Consider the following 17,595-nt stretch of genomic DNA (forward strand, 5'->3'; position numbering starts at 1 on the left):
GCCGATGACCTGCGCATCTGGTCCGGGGAGGAACAAAAGTGCCGTATCTCGACATCTATCTCGCGCAGCTCATCGACCCGTTCCGCATCGGGTTGCTGATCGCGCTGGTGCTAACCGCAGCAAACACCGCTCAAACGCTCAATCGCTGGATCCCAATCGCCTTGGGCATCGTCTTCGTCGCCGTGCTGATCCCTCTCAGCATCGGGGCGAACAGCGCAATCGACACCCCGACATCGGTCCTCGTCGGTCTCGCCTCGAATGCGACGATCCTCGCCGTCCTGCTCGGCGCAAAGGCACTGTACTCGCGCTTGGCCTGACGGTTAGAGCTCCAGTTCGCCCTGCCCGGCATCGAACGCACCGACCGTCTCGGCGGCAAGCGCCCGTGTGATGCGGGTCTTCTGCTCGAGTGCCGCGCGGTCAAGGCGGTCGACGACGCGGATGGCCGTCGACAGCGATCGCTCGATTCGCCGAACCAGGAACTGCACGACATGCGGATCGACTTCGACCTGGCGGTCGGCGAACAGCTTGGTGATGACGCCTGCCAAAAGCAGGTCGTCCGGCTCCTCGATCTCGACCGTCGCTGCCGCCTTCAGGCGCGAGGCGAGATCGGGAAGCGTGACGCCCCAGGCGGCAGGAAAGCTGCGTGCCGTCAGCAGCAAATGGGAGCCGGCACCGCGCACGGTGTTGATGAGGTGGAACAGGCCGTCCTGGTCGAGCCTGCCCCGATCGACGTCGTCGATCAGAACCGGCGCAGCACCGATCTCGCCGATATGGGCCGCGATGTCGGAACCCGATATTTCGACCGCTCCGGCATGCTCGCGCCAGATCGCAGCTAGGTGCGTCTTGCCCGATCCAGCCGGACCGGCCAGCAGAACCACCGGCGCCGGCCATGCCGGCCATCGATCGATCAGCGAGGCCGCCTGGGCATTGGCTGCGGAGACGACGAGATCGTCGCGTGAGAACCCCGGCGAATGGCCGAGGTCGAGCGGCAGCTGGCGCGGTTTCCGAGGCTCGCGCGACACGTTCATTTATCCGGGTTGGACCCGCTCGCCTTGCGGGCCTCGACAGGCGGCGGCACCGCATGGCCGTGATAGAGCGGCGACTCCAGATAGCGCCCAATGGCAAAGCGGACCAGAACAGCGACGGCAGCAGCGGCGGGCACGGCTACCAGCAAGCCGACAAAGCCGAACAGCGCACCGAACGCGAACAGCGCGAACATCAGCCAGACCGGATGCAGGCCGACACTCTTGCCGACCAGCCGCGGCTGCAGAATGTTGCCCTCGATGAACTGACCGACGAAGAAGACCGCAGCCACGGCCACCACCATGGTCCAGTCCGGCCAGAACTGCACGAAGGCGACGCCGACCGACAGCACCAGCCCGACCATCGAGCCGACATAGGGAATGAAGCTGATCAGCCCGGCGAACAGGCCGATGAGAACGCCGAAGTTCAGCCCTGTCAGCGTCAGGCCGATGGCATACATCACGCCGAGCACCAGGCAGAGCGTGCCCTGGCCGCGGACAAAGCCCGCAGTCGCGGCGTTGATGTCGATGGCAAGCCGGCGCACCGTCTCGACGTGGTCGCGCGGCACCCAGCTGTCGACGACGGCAACCATGCGGTCCCAGTCGAGCAGCATGTAGAAGGCCACGACTGGCGTGATGACGAACAGGCTGGCGATGGTAAACAGCGCGACGCCCGAACTCCAGATCGACTGGAAGACGGTCGACAGGAAGCCGAAGCCGGTACTCAGCAGCGAGTTGAGGCCTTCGCGCAGACCGGCCGCGTCGACGCCGAAGCGCTGTTCCAGCCATTGCGGGTCGAAATTTGTGACCAGTTGCTGGAGTTTCTCGACATAGCCCGGCACCTTGGCCGCGAAATCCGCCATCTGCGAGGCCAGCACCGGAATCAGCACCACCAGCGCCAACGTCAGCAAGACGATAAAGCAGACGAGGATCACCACCGTCGCCATGATGCGCGACAGGCCAAGCCGCTGCAGCCTGTCGGCGACCGGGTCGAGGAAATAGGCAAGCGCCATGCCGGCCACGAAAGGCAGCAGGATGTTGCTGAACAAATAGAGGAAACCGGCGAACAGGACGGCGGTGATCAGCCAAAAGCGGATCTGCTTGCGGAATGCCGCGGACGCGGCCTCTTCGGCCGCCTCGTCATCGGTTGGGAGTTTCGCCTTCGCCATAACCGCTCATGTGCCTCAGCCAAGCCACGAGATAGGCTGCCGCGGAAGCCACGGTCAAGAGGCCGGACAGTATTATCAACGCCGGCCGAACGGGGCCAAGTTCGAAGGTAAAGGCAAGTTCGGCAAGGACAATCGCCGCCAGGACGATCTGCATCGCGGTGTTGACCTTGGACACCATCAGCGGCTTGACCACCACCGGATTGCCCATCACCGTCGACAGCAACACCGCGCAGACGATCAACGCATCGCGCGACACGGCGAGGATCACAAGCCACAACGGCAAGTGATCCATGATGCCGAGCACGACGAAGACGCTGACCAGCAGCAGCTTGTCGGCAATCGGGTCGAGATAGGCGCCGAGCTCGGAACGCTGGTTGAAATGGCGGGCGATGAAACCGTCGACGCCGTCCGAGACACCGGCAATGACAAAACCGGCAAAGGCCCAGTCCCATCGCGCCGAGAGCATGGCATAGATCACGCACGGCACCAGAATGAGCCTCATGATGGTGATCATGTTCGGAATGGTCACAATGGACATCCACCCTTTGTCTTTTCCCGATACATGGGCGACAGTTCACCGGACCGCAAGAGACAGGCAGGGTAGCGAGCCCTGTCCACGGCTTTGACAGGCGCATCCGGTCGCACCGGGCCACTGTCGCTTGCGGGAACGGGCCGTTCATGCGAATAGCGCGCAAAAGGCGTAGGACATCAGGATTTTGACGATGAGCGAAGGCAGCAAGGGTCTCACCTACGCGCAGGCGGGCGTCGACATCGACGCCGGGAACCTGATGGTCGAGAAGATCAAACCGCTGGTGCGCTCCACGCGCCGGCCAGGTGCGGATGGCGAGATCGGCGGCTTCGGCGGCCTGTTCGACCTCAAGGCGGCGGGTTTCAGCGACCCGATCCTGGTCGCGGCCAATGACGGCGTCGGCACCAAGCTCAAGATCGCCATCGATGCCGGCAAGCACGACACCATAGGCGTCGACCTCGTCGCCATGTGCGTCAACGACATCGTCGTCCAGGGCGCCGAGCCGTTGCTGTTTCTCGACTACTTCGCCACCGGCAAGCTCGATCCCAACCAGGGCGCCGACATCGTCTCAGGCATCGCCGAGGGCTGCCGCCAGGCCGGCTGCGCGCTGATCGGCGGCGAAACCGCCGAAATGCCGGGCATGTATCACGGCAACGACTACGACCTCGCCGGCTTCGCCGTCGGTGCCGCCGAGCGTGGACAACTCCTGCCGACCGACGACGTGGTCGAGGGCGACGTGCTGCTTGGCCTCGCCTCCTCGGGCGTGCACTCCAACGGCTATTCGCTTGTCCGCCGCATCGTCGAGAAATCCGGCGTCAAATGGGCTGACCGCGCGCCCTTCGCCGACGGGCCGACGCTCGCCGAAGCACTGCTCGAGCCGACCCGCATCTACGTCAAGTCGCTGCTCAAGGCGATCCGCGAGACGCACGGCATCAAAGCGCTGGCCCACATCACCGGCGGCGGCTTCCCCGAAAACATTCCCAGGGTGTTGCCCAAGGAATTCTCGGCCGAGCTCGATCTCTCGGCGATCGAAGTGCCGCGCGTGTTCTTGTGGCTGGCAGAGACCGGCGGCGTCGCGCCGGAAGAAATGATGCGCACCTTCAACTGCGGCGTCGGCATGATCGCGGTCGTAGCCGCCGGCCAGGCCGCACAGGTCGCAGCTGTGCTGCAGGAGGCGGGTGAAACGGTCACGCCGATCGGCCGCATCGTGCCGCGCCGCGACACCGGCGTGATCTATCGCGGGTCGCTCGCCCTATGAATGCGCCGCGCAAACGCACCGTCATCCTGATCTCCGGCCGCGGTTCCAACATGGCCGCGCTGATCGACGCAGCGGCCGATCCGGCCTTTCCGGCCGAGATCGTCGGCGTCATCTCCGACCAGGCAAACGCGCTCGGCCTCGGCATTGCAGCCAGCCGCGGCGTCGCCACCAAGGTCATCACCCGCGCCGACCATGCCAGCAAGGATGCCCATGACGCGGCCATCGATGCAGCGCTTGCCACTTTCGGCGCCGAGATCGTCGCCCTTGCCGGCTACATGCGGCTTCTGACGACCGAGTTCGTCGAGAAGTGGCAGGGGCGGATGATCAACATCCACCCGGCACTGCTGCCTTCGTTCAAGGGTCTTGATACGCACAGCCGCGCGCTCGATGCCGGCATCCGCGTCCATGGCTGCACGGTTCATTTCGTCACGCCAGCCATGGACGACGGTCCGATCATCGCCCAGGCGGCCGTGCCCGTTCTGATCGACGACGACGAGCCGACGCTTTCGGCCCGCGTGCTCAGGGCCGAGCACAGGCTCTACCCCCTCGCCCTCAAGCTCTTCGCCGAAGGCAAGGTGCGCATGGATGGCAGACGCTCGGCGTTTTCGGGCTTTGCCGAGACGACGAGCCACGCATCGGTCGAGGCCCCGAGCCCGGCCCGAGAAGAGGTCGACTTCGAACAGCTGGCACGCATCACGCCCTGAACGGGGAAAACGGCATGGCGAAGACCAGGCAACTGCTGCTTCTGCGCCATGCCAAGTCGAGCTGGGACGATGCCGCGCTCCCCGATTTTGACCGTCCGCTCGCACAGCGGGGCGAAAAATCGGCGCCAATGATGGGGGCGGAGATCGCCGGCCGTGGCTGGCTGCCCGACCTCGTGCTCGTTTCCCCCGCGCTCCGTACGTTGCAGACATGGCAGCTGGCCTCGGCAGCATGGCCGCGCCCCCTGCCCCCAGCCGATTTCCCACACGGGCTCTATGAGGCGTCGGCGCACGCCGTGCTGGCGGAGGCGCAGGCCGCTCCCGCCTCGGTGCGAACGCTGCTGGTGGTTGGCCACAATCCCGGCCTCGAGGACTTTGCGCGCGAGGTTGCCGGCCCCGGCTCGGACGGCCAGGCACTTCGGTCCATGACCGAGAAATTCCCGACAGCAGCGCTGGCCCGCTTCGAGTTCGAGGGCGCCTGGGACGGGCTGCAATTCGGCAGCGCCCGACTGACACATTTTCTCAAGCCCAGGGATCTGGGCTAAAGGCATCAGAACCGGCGGCGCAGCAACGACACCAGCCAGGGCATCGCCAGGATCAAGGCGGCGCCCAGCGCCCACGCGACGACAATCAGCGGGCGCAGCACCACGCCGACAAGATTGGCCAATCCGGCGAGAAAGCCCGTGGTCTGGACGCTGTCCACGGCGCCAACGACCTCCTTGCCGATGCCGGTCGCAGCCGCGGCGTCTTTGCCGGTCTCGACAAGCGCGCCGACATTGGAAGACGCCCAGGCAAGAATGCTGTCGACGAGGCCGTAGCCGACCCAGGCAAACAAGGACCACAGGACCAGCGCGACGAGTGCTGCGCCCAGGCGCAATTTCGGCCGTTTCGACCGAGGTTCGGGCCGCGCATTGGCGCTGCGGCCGAACGGCCGGCCCTGCGACCCGTATTCGCCAGCGCCCCAATTGTCGTTCTCGACGCCACGCCTGTCGGGGTCCTTGTCATCGGAGGCGTTCTTGGATCCCAATGTGGCGAGGGCTGCGGCGAGCAGCAGCCCTCCACGGCCCTTGCCGTCGCTGCGGCGAAACTCGGTGCCATAGCCTCGGCCTTTCGACTTCCCGCCATGCTTGCCGTTCCTGAAGCCATGTCCACCCATCGACTGTCTCCTTTGAGTGCCGAGCCTGAAGTCAGCCCGGAAAGCATAGGATCTCTAGTTACTAGAGCTTCAAGGGCAACGTAGACGGCAAGACAGAATGACGCAGCTCAGTGGATGCTCTCCAGCGGCGCGCAGTTCTCGCGCTCCATCTGCAGCGTGGTGTGGTGAAGGTCGAACTTGTCCTGCAAGCGGGCTTCGATCGCACGGCGCACCGTCTCGGCGTCGGCACCTTCCTCCAGTACCACATGGGCCGTCAGCGACGCCTTGCTCTGGGTGATCGCCCAGAGATGCAGGTCGTGCACCGAGTCCGCACCCGGTACGGTGGCAACGGCTTGCTCGACCTCGGCCAGGTTCATGCCGGGCGGCACGCCTTCGAGCAGGATGTTGACGCATTCCTTGAGGAGTACCCAGGTGCGCGGGAACACCATGAAGCCGATGCCGACGGCGATCAGCGAATCCACCCACTGCCAGCCGGTGAACCAGATGACGAGCGCGCCGGCTATGACGCCGACCGAACCCAGCATGTCGGCCCAGACTTCGAGATAGGCGCCCTTGACGTTGAGGCTCTTGTCCTTGTGCCCGGTCAGCAGGCGCATCGACGTGAAATTGACGGCAAGGCCGATGACGGCGACGACGAGCATGCCGAGCGAGGCGATCTCGGTCGGCTGGTTGAGCCGCTCATAGGCCTCGTAGAGGATGTAGAAGGCTATGCCGAGCAGCACCAGCGCATTGAACGCCGCGGCCAGGATCTCGAAGCGGGCGTAGCCATAGGTGCGCAACAGGTCGGCGGCGCGCCGGCCCACCTTGATGGCGATCAGCGCGATCGCCAGCGCCATGGCGTCGGTCGCCATGTGCATGGCATCGGAGATCAGCGCCAGGCTGCCGGTGACGATGCCGCCGACAACCTCGGCGATCATGAAGCCGCCGGTCAAGCCGAATGCCAGCCAGAGCCTGGTCTCCGGCGTGTTCTGCATGTCGCCGTGATCGTGATCGCCGCTCATCGTTCGTCCCCTCGCGCCGCGCTGGCGCCATATTGGGGAGACGGGCGGAATTGAAAACCCCTTCCGCCCTCACCGCGGATCACCTTGTCGTGGGTGAGCGCATCTACACCGCGCGCACCCAAACCTTGTTGTCGTGCACGGCCGCACCGCCATAGGGCGCCGGCGCGTCGGCACCGGTCAGCACATTGATGCCCTCGCCGCGCTCATGATCCGAATTCGGCCAGATGCCCTCGGCGATGACCACGCCACGCTGGATCTTGTCGAACAGTTTCGCATGCAGCACGACTTCGCCGCGCGTGTTGCCGATTTCGACGCGGTCGCCCGTTGAAACGCCCATCGCCGCGGCATCCTCGGGATGGATCAGCAATTCGGGCCGCCCTTCCTTCTCGCGCGACACAGGCGTCTCGGCGAAGGTCGAATTGAGGAAGTTGCGCGCCGGGGAGGTCGCCAGCCGGAACGGATGCTCGGCATCGGCCACCTCGATCAGATCGACATGGTCGGGGAACTCCGGCAGTTGCTGGTAGGGCCCGAAAATGCCCATGCTCTTCGGCGGCTTGTTGGGCGCCGAACCGCCATTCCACTGCGGCTTGAAGCGGAACTTGCCGTCGGGATGGCCGAACCCGTTGAGGAAATGCGCGTCCTCGAACTCGGGCTGCATGTCCGCCCATTTCTTGTCCTTGAACGAAGCGAAATCGCCGAGCCCCTTCTTCGTCAGTATGACGTCGATGTGCTCGCGTTCGGTCATGCCGAAGCCGGGCAGATGCGCCACGCCAAGCCGCTTGCCCAGTTCCTCGATGACGTAGTGATTGGTGCCCGGCCCCTCCGGCGGGTCGATCAGCTTCGGACCCAGCGTGATGTGCTGGTTGCCGCCGCCCTTGTAGATATCGTCATGCTCGAGGAACATCGTCGCCGGCAGCACGACGTCGGCGACCTTCGCGGTGTCGGTCATGAACTGCTCATGCACGCAAGCGAACAGGTCGTCGCGCAGGAAGCCCTGGCGCACCAGGCGCTGCTCGGGCGCGACATTCATCGGATTGGTATTTTGGACCAGCAGCGCCGTCACCGGCGGGCCGCCATATAGCGCATCCTCGGCACCTGTCAGCACCGGGCCGATGCGCGAATGGTCGAGGTAGCGGATCTTGGGATCGCGAAACTTGGTGCCTTCGAGCAGCTCGCCATTGAGCTTGAAGATGCCCGAATTGGAGTGGAAAGCGCCGCCGCCTTCATGCTGCCAGGCCCCCGTCACCGCCGGGATCGACAGCGCGGCATGCATGTTGACCGAGCCGTTGCGTTGACGCGAAAAGCCGTAGCCGAGGCGGAAGAACGTCTTCTTGGTGGTGCCGACGAGCCGGGCGAAGGCCTCGATATCGTCGACCGACAGGCCGGTGATGCCAGCCGCCCATTCCGGCGTCCTGTCGCGCAGGTGCGCTTCCAGGCCCTTGGGGTCGTCGGTGTATTTTTCGAGATAAGGCCGGTCGGCAAGGCCATCGCGGAACAGCACATGCATGACAGCGCAGGCCAGGGCGGCGTCGGTGCCGGGCTTCAGCACCAGGCCCATGTCGGCCTGCTTCATGGTGGCCGTCTCGTAGATGTCGATAACGACGATCCTGGTCCCGCGTTCCTTGCGCGCCTTGATCGCATGCGTCATCACATTGACCTGGGTGACCACGGCATTGGTGCCCCAGATCACCACGCAGTCGGACTTGCCCATCTCGCGCGGGTCGGATCCGCGTAGCGCGCCCGTGCCCATCACATAGCCGGTCCAGGCCAGGTTGGTGCAGATCGAGCCGAAGAAGCCCGAGTACTTCTTGGCGTGTCGCAGCCGCTCGATGCCGTCGCGCTGCACCAGCCCCATCGTGCCGGCGTAGAAATAGGGCCAGACGGTCTCCGAGCCGTACTTCTCCTCGGCGGCGATGAATTTTTCGGCGACGAGGTCGAGTGCCGCTTCCCAGCTCGCTTCCTTCCAGTGGCCGTCGCCCTTGGCGCCGGCGCGGATCAGCGGCTTCAGCAAACGGTCGGGATGGTGGACGCGGTCGGCATAACGCGCGACCTTGGCGCAGATCACGCCAGCCGTGTAGCTGTTGTCCTTGGCGCCGTGCACCCGGCCAATGCGCTTGTCGTCGAGCAGTTCGACGTCGAGCGCGCAGGTCGAGGGGCAGTCATGCGGACAGGCGGAATGGCCGACCCTGATCTTGGCGTGCTGGTTCATGGCGCCCTTTTACCCTGATGTCGGATTGGCGTGTAGGGCCAATCCGACAATGGTCTGACCGCCAGCCTATTCCGCGATGCCTTCCTCATATTCAGCCGACATCGTCAGCCATTTTTCCTCATGGCCGTTGAGCTGGGCGCCGAGTTGCGAGCGCTCCTTGGCAAGCTGCGTCGCGGTCGTCGGGTCCTTCTCGTAGAGCTTCGGATCGGCAAGCTGGTCCTCGATGGTGTCGATCCGCTTGCGGATGCGGTCCATCAGCGCCTCGGTGGCACGGATTTCCTTGGCCAGCGGCTCGAGGGCGGCACGCCGCGCCGCGGCCTCGCGCCGCTTGTCGGCCTTGGACGCCTTGTCGGCCTCGCGCTTCTCGCGCCGGTCGCCCGACACGCCGGTCACCAGCGTCTTGTAGTCTTCGAGATCGCCGTCATACGGATTGACCGACCCGTCCTTGACCAGCCACAGCCGGTCGGCCGTGGCCTCGAGAAGATGGCGGTCGTGGCTGATCAGGATGACGGCGCCTGGAAACTCGTTGAGCGCCATGATCAACGCCTCGCGGCTGTCGATGTCGAGGTGGTTGGTGGGCTCGTCGAGGATGAACAGATTCGGTCCGTCAAAGGCGGAAAGCCCCATCAGCAGGCGCGCCTTTTCGCCACCGGAGAGGTCCTTGGCGGCGGTGTTCATCTTCTCCGTGGGCAGTCCGAACTGGGCGACCCGGGCCCTCACCTTCGATTCCGGCGCCTCAGGCATCAGCCGGCGGACATGCTCGTAGGCATTTTCCTCGGGCCTCAAATCGTCGAGCTGGTGCTGGGCGAAGATCGCGACCTTGAGTCCCGGCGCGACGGTCACCGAGCCGGTCTCGGCCTTCAGGCGCCCCGCCAGAAGCTTGGCAAAGGTCGACTTGCCGTTGCCGTTGGCGCCGAGAAGCGCAATGCGGTCGTCGGCATCGATGCGCAGCGTCATCTTCTTGAGGATCGGCTTGTCGGCCTGATAGCCGACATTGACGGCATTGAGCGCGACGATCGGCGACGCCACGGTCTTCACCGGTTCGGGAAAGCTGAACGGCCTGACATTGTCCTCCATCAGCGCCGCGATCGGCTTCATCTTCTCCAGCGCCTTGATGCGCGACTGCGCCTGGCGCGCCTTCGATGCCTTGGCGCGGAAACGGTCGACGAAGGATTGCAGGTGCTTGCGCGCCGCTTCCTGCTTGACGCGGCCCTTTTCCTGCAGCTCGCGCTGCTCGGCGATCTGGCGCTCGAACTGGTCGTAGCCGCCGCGCCAGAAGGTCATCTTCTTCTGGTCGAGATGGACGATCGAATTGACCGCGCGGTTGAGCAGATCGCGGTCGTGGCTGATCAATAGAACGGTGTGCGGGTACTTCGACACATAGTTCTCGAGCCACAGCGTGCCTTCGAGATCGAGATAGTTGGTCGGTTCGTCGAGCAGCAACAGATCGGGCTCAGAAAACAACACCGCCGCCAGCGCCACGCGCATGCGCCAGCCGCCCGAAAAGGACGAAGCCGGACGGCGTTGCGCCTCATCGTCGAAGCCGAGGCCGGCGAGAATTGTCGCCGCGCGGGATTCGGCCGAATGCGCCTCGATGTCGGCCAAACGGATGTGAATCTCGGCGATGCGATGCGGGTCGGTTGCCGTCTGCTCCTCGGCGAGAAGTGCCGTGCGCTCGACATCGGCCTTGAGCACGATCTCGATCAGCGGCTCCTCGGTGCCGGGCGCTTCCTGCGCCACCTGGCCGATGCGGGTGTTCTTGGGCAGGCTGATGCTGCCGGTTTCCGAACTGAAATCGCCGGTGATCGCCTTGAACAGCGTCGTCTTGCCGGTGCCGTTGCGGCCGACGAGGCCGGCCTTGGTACCGGCAGGCAAGGTCAGCGACGCGTGGTCGAGGAGAAGGCGTCCGGCGATACGGAGGGAAAGATCGTTGATGATAAGCATGGCGGCGGTTTTGGCCGAGAGTTGCAGCAATGGCAAGGGTGCGCTGCGCACGTTAGACGCAACGCATGGTCGAAAATGCCTTGGGTTCAGGCGATAGCCGGCCTGCCCATGCGGTGCATGGCGCCTTCGCTCGCCTCACTACCGAGAACGGCGGCACGGCCATCCAGCGAGGCAGGGGGCGGCGAAGCGTAGCCAAGAGCGAAGAGCACGGCCGAGCCGGCAGCGAAGGCCGCAAAGAGCATGAACATGCCTTGCCCGCCAAACATGCCGAGCATCATTCCACCGAGCAGCGGCCCGAAGAAATTGCCCACCGAGCACAGCGAATGTGCGCCGAAATAGGCCCCGCGGTTGCCGTCGTTCGAGATCCGGTCGACCAGCACATATTCCGAGGGAACCACCAGGACCTCGCCGATGGTGAACAGCACCATGAAGCCGATCAGCATGGTGGCGCTGGTGGCAAAGGCAAAACCGACCTCGCCGCCGAGAAACAGCAGGCAGCCGAGCACCATTGCCTTCATCGGCCCGATGCGCTCGATCACCATCCGCGCCGGTGCCGTGGCAAGAACCACCACCGCCGCGTTGGTGGTCACCAGCCAGGCAAAGATCGTGACGCCGTCTTCCAGGCTGGTGGTGAGATACTGCGACAGGGTTACCGACCATTGGCCGTAGACGGCCAGCAGCAGCGTGCCGCCACCGAGGTAGAAGATCAGCCTGCGGTCGCGCAAAGTCGCGAGCAAGCGGCGGAAGCCTGGCATCTGCGCAGCCGCATTGGCTCCAGCCGTACCGACGAAGACGGCCGGGACGATGAGGAAGATCGCGGCCGAGAAGGCGAAGTGCACCGTACCGGCGATGAAGAACGGCATCGGCGAATTGGCGCCGATGGCGATGCCGATCATCGGCCCGACGGCCCAGCCGGCATTGATCACCAGATAACGCCAGGAAAACACCTTGAGCCTGAGCTGTTCGGGCGCCGCATCGCTCATCAGCGCACGGGAGACAGGTTCGTAGACGGCGGCAGCCACCGACGAGACGATGTGGGCAATGGCAAATGCGGCGACAGATTGCGCCAGCCCCAGGCCGACCAGCCCGAGACCGGCGAACAACAGCGCCACAGTCAGCACGCTGCGGCGGCCGATGCGGTCGGACAGCGTTCCTGCAAAGGGGCTGGCGGCGGCGCCAAGCAACGGACCGGCGCCGATCAGCATGCCGATGGTTGCCGGGCCGAGGCCGAAATCCTTCTGAAGGCGGATGGCCAGGAAGGTCAGTGTCATGCCGCGCGCGATCGCCACCATGCCGGAGCCCGCGATGAGCAGCAGCACGATTGCCTGGCCGGTCTTTTTGCCGAAGGCGCGCAAGGGCATTCCCCGTGGTTCGAAAATCGCGGTCGCCAATGGGATATGAAATCCGTGGCTGACCGTCGCATCCCTCTGTCTCACCCGGGGCGAGAAGGCAAGCGGCCGCAACGGCAGGATGTCATGATCCAGACAGGCTCATGACATTTCGCTCCTGGAAAACGAAACGGCCCGCAGATCGCGGGCCGTCCGAAAAGTCTGATTGGGCGCCTCAGCGGCTGGCGGTGCGCAGCAGCTTGCAGAGCTCGCGCAGGTCGCTTTCAAAGGCCATCGGGTTCGACAGAACCATCTTGCAGCGCTTGACGTAGGCCGCCACCTGCGCCGCGCTCATGCCTTTGATCACGCCAGGATTAATGCCGGGAACGCCCGGGCCGCCGGGTCCACCGGGACCGCCAGGGCCGGCAATGCCGGGACCGCCGACGTTGACGCCGAGGTCGAGCAACGTGCTGCCGCCCAGTCCGACATTGGTACTGACCTTGGCCAGGCTGCCATTGCCGCCGACATTGGCCCCGAGATTGGCGTTGAGCCCGCGCGATCCGCCGACAGTGGCATTGGCCTTGGCATCGACCAGGCCCTTGCTGCTGCCCACATTGGCGCCGACATTGGCGTTGATGCCCTTCGAGCCGCCGACCGAGGCGCTGACATCCGCGCCGGCGAGCCCCTTGCTGCCGCCGCTGCCCAGGCCGACGTCTGCGTTGACGCCGCCCGATCCGCCCACCGTCGCGCCGATGCCCTTAGAATCGACAGAGACGCCGAGGCCGCCGCTACGGCTGCCGATCTCGAGTGCCGTCGCCGGCAGGCTCAACGCGGCAAGGACGACGCCCCCTGCCAGAGCTTTCACAAGAGTCGTTGAACAACAATATGCCATGTCCTTCTCCCTGTGGTTGCCAAATGCAACAACCAGTCACCTGAAACCGGCTGCACTTCAACCAACGTCACACCGCAGGAATAAGTTTCATCGATTTCTTGTTTTCCTTAGATTTTCTCTGCGCAATCGACCGCATCTACTTGCGATAGTAAATTCTCAAACGATTTTTATATTTCATTTTTAAAATATAAAAATTTAATTCTATTTTACGCAAACGCCCTGCCATCTTCCGTTCTCTGAAACTGAATGAGGTCGAGGCCGACCGACTCCCGACCGAGAACTGTCAGGATCATATGGGCCTGTCCGCGATGGTGGGTCTGGTGATTGAAGAGGTGCACCAGCGCCGGCGCCAGCCGCTGGGAAATGGTGCGCATGTCGGTGACGGTCATGTAGGTGAAGCGGCCGGCAAATGCCGCATCGCTGAGCGAGCCGATCCATTCCACGATGCGCTGGTCCTCGGCCTTGCGTGCCACCCGCAGCTTGTCGAAGTCGGCATGGACGATCGTATCCAGGGCGGCCGGCGCATCGCCTTCGCCGGTGAAGCGCTTCATCCAGATGCGGTCGGCAACCAGCAGATGGTTGAGCGTACCCCTCAGCGACTTGAAGAAAGCGCCGGTATCGCGGGCGAACTGTTCTTCGTCGAGCGTGGCTGCGGCCTGGTAAATCCGCTCGTTGGCCCATTGATTGTAGGCGGCCAACATCATGAAATACTGCTTCATCTGATATCCTTCGGCACTTCGCATTCAATTCCCTCCTTACTACAGCCCATCGGGAACCCAATGACCATTCTGCTCTATGATCTCGTCGGCCGCGACGCGGCCCGCCCGTTCAGCCCGCATTGCTGGAAGGTGGCGATGGCACTCGCCCACAAGGGACTCGACTATCGCGCGGTTCCGACGCGCTTCCTCGAAGTCCCCGGGATAGAAGGCGGTGTCTCGACGACCATCCCGGTTATCCGCGACGGCGACAAGGTCGTGTCCGATTCCTTCGCCATCGCGCTCTATCTCGAAGAGACCTATCCCGACCGACCGACGCTGTTCGGTGGCAAGGGTGGCCAGGCACATGCACGCTTTATCGAGCGCTGGTCGCAACTGACCATCCATCCCTATCTCGGCGTTACCGCTCTCGGCGCCCTGCACGGCATGCAGGACGACGCCAATGCAGGCTACTTCCGCAGCAGCCGCGAAGCGCGCTACGGCAAAGCGCTGGAGGAGGTTACGGCAGGGCGCGAGGCGGGACTCTCCAGCTTCCGGGCAGCGCTCGAACCACTGCGCAGCATGCTGTCCTATCAGCGGTGGATCGGCGGCGACGGCCCGCTGTTTGCCGACTACATCGTGTTCGGCGCCTTCCAGTGGGTGCGCGTCGCCACGGCATTCCAGTCCATCGACGCGAACGACCCCATCGCGGAGTGGTTCGGCCGCTGCCTCGATCTCCACGCCGGACTCGGACGCAGCGTGCCAGCGGCAGCCTGACCCCTTGGCAATGCGGCGGGCGGCCTGTATAGAGCCCGCCACACTGCAAATCCCCATATCACAAGGACCTATCATGGCGATCGAACGCACTTTTTCGATGATCAAGCCGGACGCAACCAGGCGCAACCTGACCGGCGCCATCACCAAGATGCTCGAGGATGCCGGCCTGCGCGTCGTCGCTTCCAAGCGCGTGTGGATGAGCCGCCGCGAGGCCGAGGGCTTCTACGCCGTCCACAAGGAACGTCCCTTCTTCGGCGAGCTCGTCGAGTTCATGTCGTCGGCCCCGACGATCGTCCAGGTTCTCGAAGGCGAAAACGCGATTGCCAAGAACCGCGAAGTGATGGGCGCCACCAACCCGGCCAACGCTGCCGAAGGCACCATCCGCAAGGTCCACGCCCTGTCGATCGGCGAAAACTCCGTCCACGGCTCGGACGCTCCCGAGACCGCTGCCGAAGAGATCGCCTACTGGTTCTCGGGTACCGAGGTCGTCGGCTGATTCAGCCGAGGCTCTCAAGCCACTGATACAGAATCGAAAGCCGGGGCCTGCGCCCCGGCTTTTTCTTTGTTCCGAAGGCTTCTCCCAGATCGCAAGACTAAGCTATTTCAATGGCTTGTCTTGCTCCGCCGAGAAACCGATTCAATCAGCCGGCGACGAAGCGCAGCACGTCCTTGCCGTCCTTGTCGGCGAGGATCAGCTTGCCTGCTTCGATACGGAACGCGGCGGCACGGCCCAGCGCTTCGTGGAACTTGTGTTCCTGGTCCATGGCCGCCTGCTCGCAGGCCATCTGCGTCGAGCCTACCTGTCCGAACTCGATCTTGCTGCCGTCGACCTTGGCGCTGCCGAAATAGCCGTTGCAGCCACCGCGACCGGAGACCTTGCCGTCCTTGCCAAGGCGCAGCGTCGACTTGGCCTTCTCGCTGACCGCAGCGCCGCCAATGTCTTCGGCCACCCAGTCACGCTCGAAGATGCTTTCGTCCTCGGCCGCGCCCGACTGCCTAACCATCTTGACCACCATCGTCTGCGGGCCGGCGGTCAACGGGTCGAGCCCATGATGCTCATCGTTGATGAACCAAAGCTGGCCATCGACGCTGATGCGCGCCTGCAGGGCATAGGTCATGTTGGTCTTGATGGCGGCCGGGTCGAAGGGAATCGCAAACTTGATCGGCACCTGGCCGGCAGGATCGATCTTCTGCTCGCCGAGTATCCTGGCGGGGGCATCGGCCAGGGAGACATCGGCAAGCTGCACAGAAAGCACCGCATTCGGCGGCAGGGCGATGCGCTCGCGATAGAGCACCTCGCCGGTGACCGACGTCTCGTCGGCCGCAGCCATGACGGGAACCGCCAGCATGCCGATCACCATCGGCGCAAAGCCGAAGACTAGAAATTCTGCGAGTTTGCCGATCATGGCTTTCTCCCCAATGCGTTGTTGCCGAGACGGCGCGCCGGAGCGCGGCGTTTCGCGAATGAAGCTACAAAGGATTGCGGTGGTTCCAAGGCCGCCGACGCATCTCGCCGCGGCCACCCGTCACTGTCCGGCCCAGCGGGCGGCCGCGATCTCGTCGCTTTCCCTGGCATCCACCCAGCCGCCCTCGCTGCCGTCGATGCGATGCTCCTTCTTCCAGAAGGGCGCACGCGACTTGAGATAGTCCATCAGGAAGCTCGCGCCATCGAAGGCCGCCTGCCTGTGCGTGGAGGCGGCAACCACCAGCACGATGTTCTCGCCGGGCCGGATGCGGCCAAAACGGTGGATCACAGTGATACCGGAAAGCGGCCAGCGCGCGATGGCCTCGCCGGCAATCCGCGCGATCTCGGCCTCGGCCATGCCGGGATAGTGCTCCAATTCGAGCGCCGAGAGGCTGCCCTGCTCGTCGCGGCAAAGGCCAGTGAACGTCACGACGGCGCCGATATCGGCCCTGCCCTGCGTCAGCCTGGCAATCTCGGCGGCGACGTCGAAATCGGCTGCCTGGATCCGCACCATCGGCACGACAGCGGCATTCATGGCCTAGCCACCCGTCATCGGCGGGAACAGCGCGATCTCGCGGGCACCGGCGACCGCCTCGCGGTGGTCGACATGCTCCTGGTTGATCGCCACGCGGATCACCTCGGGATGCTGCAGCGCGCTTTCGAACTCCTCGCCGCGCGACTTCAGCCACAGCAGGAGATCGCGCACCGTCTTCACCTCGGCGGGCAAATCGATGTCTTCTTCGGTCTTGCCGATGCGCTCGCGCACCCAGGCAAAATAGATGAGCTTGGTCATGGCTTCACTCGTCCATGATATGCTTCAGGCCGGCACGGAAATAGTCGTAGCCGGTATATAGCGTCACCAATGCCGCGATCCACAACAGCACGAGGCCAATCTGGGTCGTCAGCGGGAAGATCTTGTCTCCGGCGGGACCGGCGAGCAAGAAGGCGATTGCCACCATCTGGATGGCGGTCTTCCATTTGGCGAGCTGGGTGACCGGCACGCTGACCTTCAGCGCCGCCAGATATTCGCGCAGGCCCGAGACCAGGATCTCGCGGCACAGGATGATGATCGCCGCCCACAGCGACCAGCCAGCGATGCCGCCGCGATTGTCGGTGTCGGCTGCGAGCAGCAGCAGGCAGGTCGCGACCAGCAGCTTGTCGGCGATCGGGTCGAGCATGCGGCCGATGTTCGAGGTCTGCTTCCAGGCACGCGCCAGGTAGCCGTCGAGATAGTCGGTGATGCTTGCGATGACGAAGATGGCCAGCGCACTCCAGCGGGCGAAATCGCTCGACTGCAAGCGCCCCTCCAGAAAAAAGCAGAGAACCACCAGCGGCACGGCCAAGATGCGCGCATAGGTAAGCATGTTGGGCAGGTTGAATGCGCGCTGGGCCATGGTCTCTTATGCTCTTTCGTCTGCCTTAGTGAAATCAGAAGGGCGGGCTGGGGGT

The 17,595-nt window shown here is 64.2% G+C and carries 20 protein-coding genes; 6 read left to right on the plus strand and 14 right to left on the minus strand.

What is annotated here, in order from left to right:
* Positions 1-38 precede the first annotated feature (38 nt).
* The gene (locus GGR00_RS04820; RefSeq protein WP_184698280.1) at positions 39-317 is read left to right on the plus strand and encodes a hypothetical protein; all 279 of its coding nucleotides are present in this window, start codon (positions 39-41) and stop codon (positions 315-317) included.
* A 3-nt stretch (positions 318-320) separates the two neighbouring features.
* Here the strand turns inward: GGR00_RS04820 and hdaA are convergent, their stop codons facing one another.
* The 3 genes from hdaA to GGR00_RS04835 are packed head-to-tail and all read right to left on the minus strand — an operon-like array spanning position 321 to position 2,720.
* Positions 321-1,022, minus strand: coding sequence for a DnaA regulatory inactivator HdaA (gene hdaA, locus GGR00_RS04825; protein ID WP_343065521.1), 702 nt, complete (start codon positions 1,020-1,022; stop codon positions 321-323).
* A 2-nt stretch (positions 1,023-1,024) separates the two neighbouring features.
* Positions 1,025-2,191, minus strand: a complete 1,167-nt coding sequence (locus GGR00_RS04830; RefSeq protein ID WP_184698284.1) for an AI-2E family transporter — start codon at positions 2,189-2,191, stop codon at positions 1,025-1,027.
* Positions 2,163-2,720: a CDP-alcohol phosphatidyltransferase family protein gene (locus GGR00_RS04835; RefSeq protein ID WP_055979255.1), complete on the minus strand. Its 558-nt coding sequence runs from the start codon at positions 2,718-2,720 to the stop codon at positions 2,163-2,165. Before GGR00_RS04835 ends, GGR00_RS04830 begins: the two co-directional genes overlap by 29 nt.
* A 193-nt stretch (positions 2,721-2,913) precedes the next feature.
* Here GGR00_RS04835 and purM point away from each other — a divergent pair, with 193 nt between their 5' ends.
* The 3 genes from purM to GGR00_RS04850 are packed head-to-tail and all read left to right on the plus strand — an operon-like array spanning position 2,914 to position 5,224.
* Complete coding sequence (gene purM, locus GGR00_RS04840) at positions 2,914-3,978, plus strand: phosphoribosylformylglycinamidine cyclo-ligase (RefSeq protein WP_184698286.1); 1,065 nt, start codon at positions 2,914-2,916, stop codon at positions 3,976-3,978.
* Complete coding sequence (purN, locus tag GGR00_RS04845; protein ID WP_184698288.1) at positions 3,975-4,682, plus strand: phosphoribosylglycinamide formyltransferase; 708 nt, start codon at positions 3,975-3,977, stop codon at positions 4,680-4,682. Before purM ends, purN begins: the two co-directional genes overlap by 4 nt.
* A 14-nt stretch (positions 4,683-4,696) precedes the next feature.
* Positions 4,697-5,224, plus strand: coding sequence for a SixA phosphatase family protein (locus tag GGR00_RS04850; RefSeq protein WP_184698290.1), 528 nt, complete (start codon positions 4,697-4,699; stop codon positions 5,222-5,224).
* Between the two features lie 5 nt (positions 5,225-5,229).
* On the opposite strand, the gene GGR00_RS04855 is transcribed toward GGR00_RS04850, so the two are convergent.
* From GGR00_RS04855 to GGR00_RS04885, 7 genes are all read right to left on the minus strand, one after another.
* Positions 5,230-5,835, minus strand: coding sequence for a hypothetical protein (locus GGR00_RS04855; RefSeq protein ID WP_184698292.1), 606 nt, complete (start codon positions 5,833-5,835; stop codon positions 5,230-5,232).
* Between the two features lie 107 nt (positions 5,836-5,942).
* Positions 5,943-6,836: a cation diffusion facilitator family transporter gene (locus GGR00_RS04860; protein ID WP_055978764.1), complete on the minus strand. Its 894-nt coding sequence runs from the start codon at positions 6,834-6,836 to the stop codon at positions 5,943-5,945.
* A 103-nt stretch (positions 6,837-6,939) separates the two neighbouring features.
* Positions 6,940-9,045, minus strand: a complete 2,106-nt coding sequence (locus tag GGR00_RS04865) for a molybdopterin-containing oxidoreductase family protein (RefSeq protein WP_055978761.1) — start codon at positions 9,043-9,045, stop codon at positions 6,940-6,942.
* Positions 9,046-9,111: 66 nt separating this feature from the next.
* Positions 9,112-10,989 carry an ABC-F family ATP-binding cassette domain-containing protein gene (locus tag GGR00_RS04870; protein WP_055979252.1) on the minus strand — a complete coding sequence of 626 codons (1,878 nt, stop codon included), beginning with the start codon at positions 10,987-10,989 and terminating at the stop codon, positions 9,112-9,114.
* Between the two features lie 86 nt (positions 10,990-11,075).
* Positions 11,076-12,350, minus strand: a complete 1,275-nt coding sequence (locus tag GGR00_RS04875) for an MFS transporter (RefSeq protein ID WP_055978758.1) — start codon at positions 12,348-12,350, stop codon at positions 11,076-11,078.
* Between the two features lie 202 nt (positions 12,351-12,552).
* Entirely contained in the window at positions 12,553-13,182 is a 630-nt protein-coding gene (locus GGR00_RS04880) for a hypothetical protein (protein ID WP_082496664.1), read from the minus strand.
* A 233-nt stretch (positions 13,183-13,415) separates the two neighbouring features.
* Positions 13,416-13,928: a DinB family protein gene (locus GGR00_RS04885; RefSeq protein WP_055978752.1), complete on the minus strand. Its 513-nt coding sequence runs from the start codon at positions 13,926-13,928 to the stop codon at positions 13,416-13,418.
* 60 nt (positions 13,929-13,988) lie between these two features.
* On the opposite strand from GGR00_RS04885, the gene GGR00_RS04890 reads away from it, so the two are divergent.
* Together GGR00_RS04890 and ndk are read left to right on the plus strand one after the other, a co-directional pair.
* Complete coding sequence (locus GGR00_RS04890) at positions 13,989-14,681, plus strand: glutathione S-transferase family protein (RefSeq protein ID WP_055978749.1); 693 nt, start codon at positions 13,989-13,991, stop codon at positions 14,679-14,681.
* A gap of 73 nt (positions 14,682-14,754) precedes the next feature.
* Positions 14,755-15,177, plus strand: coding sequence for a nucleoside-diphosphate kinase (gene ndk / locus GGR00_RS04895; RefSeq protein WP_018427138.1), 423 nt, complete (start codon positions 14,755-14,757; stop codon positions 15,175-15,177).
* 145 nt (positions 15,178-15,322) lie between these two features.
* On the opposite strand, the gene GGR00_RS04900 is transcribed toward ndk, so the two are convergent.
* From GGR00_RS04900 to pgsA, 4 genes are all read right to left on the minus strand, one after another.
* Positions 15,323-16,087, minus strand: a complete 765-nt coding sequence (locus tag GGR00_RS04900) for a YbaY family lipoprotein (RefSeq protein ID WP_055978746.1) — start codon at positions 16,085-16,087, stop codon at positions 15,323-15,325.
* Positions 16,088-16,207: 120 nt separating this feature from the next.
* Positions 16,208-16,681, minus strand: coding sequence for a molybdenum cofactor biosynthesis protein MoaE (locus GGR00_RS04905; protein WP_055978743.1), 474 nt, complete (start codon positions 16,679-16,681; stop codon positions 16,208-16,210).
* 3 nt (positions 16,682-16,684) lie between these two features.
* Complete coding sequence (gene moaD / locus GGR00_RS04910; RefSeq protein WP_055978740.1) at positions 16,685-16,939, minus strand: molybdopterin converting factor subunit 1; 255 nt, start codon at positions 16,937-16,939, stop codon at positions 16,685-16,687.
* Positions 16,940-16,943: 4 nt separating this feature from the next.
* Positions 16,944-17,540, minus strand: coding sequence for a CDP-diacylglycerol--glycerol-3-phosphate 3-phosphatidyltransferase (pgsA, locus tag GGR00_RS04915; protein ID WP_055978737.1), 597 nt, complete (start codon positions 17,538-17,540; stop codon positions 16,944-16,946).
* Positions 17,541-17,595 lie beyond the last annotated feature (55 nt).

It is taken from the genome of Aminobacter aganoensis (genome assembly GCF_014206975.1).
GTDB classification, from domain to species: Bacteria; Pseudomonadota; Alphaproteobacteria; order Rhizobiales; family Rhizobiaceae; genus Aminobacter; species Aminobacter aganoensis.

Bases quoted from the DNA above. Each gene is read 5' to 3' on its own strand.
- GGR00_RS04830 (WP_184698284.1), bottom strand. From the start codon at position 2,191: ATGGCGAAGGCGAAACTCCCAACCGATGACGAGGCGGCCGAAGAGGCC.
- purM (WP_184698286.1), top strand. From the start codon at position 2,914: ATGAGCGAAGGCAGCAAGGGTCTCACCTACGCGCAGGCGGGCGTCGAC.
- purN (WP_184698288.1), top strand. From the start codon at position 3,975: ATGAATGCGCCGCGCAAACGCACCGTCATCCTGATCTCCGGCCGCGGT.
- GGR00_RS04850 (WP_184698290.1), top strand. From the start codon at position 4,697: ATGGCGAAGACCAGGCAACTGCTGCTTCTGCGCCATGCCAAGTCGAGC.
- GGR00_RS04855 (WP_184698292.1), bottom strand. From the start codon at position 5,835: ATGGGTGGACATGGCTTCAGGAACGGCAAGCATGGCGGGAAGTCGAAA.
- GGR00_RS04860 (WP_055978764.1), bottom strand. From the start codon at position 6,836: ATGAGCGGCGATCACGATCACGGCGACATGCAGAACACGCCGGAGACC.
- GGR00_RS04865 (WP_055978761.1), bottom strand. From the start codon at position 9,045: ATGAACCAGCACGCCAAGATCAGGGTCGGCCATTCCGCCTGTCCGCAT.
- GGR00_RS04870 (WP_055979252.1), bottom strand. From the start codon at position 10,989: ATGCTTATCATCAACGATCTTTCCCTCCGTATCGCCGGACGCCTTCTC.
- GGR00_RS04875 (WP_055978758.1), bottom strand. From the start codon at position 12,350: ATGCCCTTGCGCGCCTTCGGCAAAAAGACCGGCCAGGCAATCGTGCTG.
- GGR00_RS04885 (WP_055978752.1), bottom strand. From the start codon at position 13,928: ATGAAGCAGTATTTCATGATGTTGGCCGCCTACAATCAATGGGCCAAC.
- GGR00_RS04890 (WP_055978749.1), top strand. From the start codon at position 13,989: ATGACCATTCTGCTCTATGATCTCGTCGGCCGCGACGCGGCCCGCCCG.
- ndk (WP_018427138.1), top strand. From the start codon at position 14,755: ATGGCGATCGAACGCACTTTTTCGATGATCAAGCCGGACGCAACCAGG.
- GGR00_RS04900 (WP_055978746.1), bottom strand. From the start codon at position 16,087: ATGATCGGCAAACTCGCAGAATTTCTAGTCTTCGGCTTTGCGCCGATG.
- GGR00_RS04905 (WP_055978743.1), bottom strand. From the start codon at position 16,681: ATGAATGCCGCTGTCGTGCCGATGGTGCGGATCCAGGCAGCCGATTTC.
- moaD (WP_055978740.1), bottom strand. From the start codon at position 16,939: ATGACCAAGCTCATCTATTTTGCCTGGGTGCGCGAGCGCATCGGCAAG.
- pgsA (WP_055978737.1), bottom strand. From the start codon at position 17,540: ATGGCCCAGCGCGCATTCAACCTGCCCAACATGCTTACCTATGCGCGC.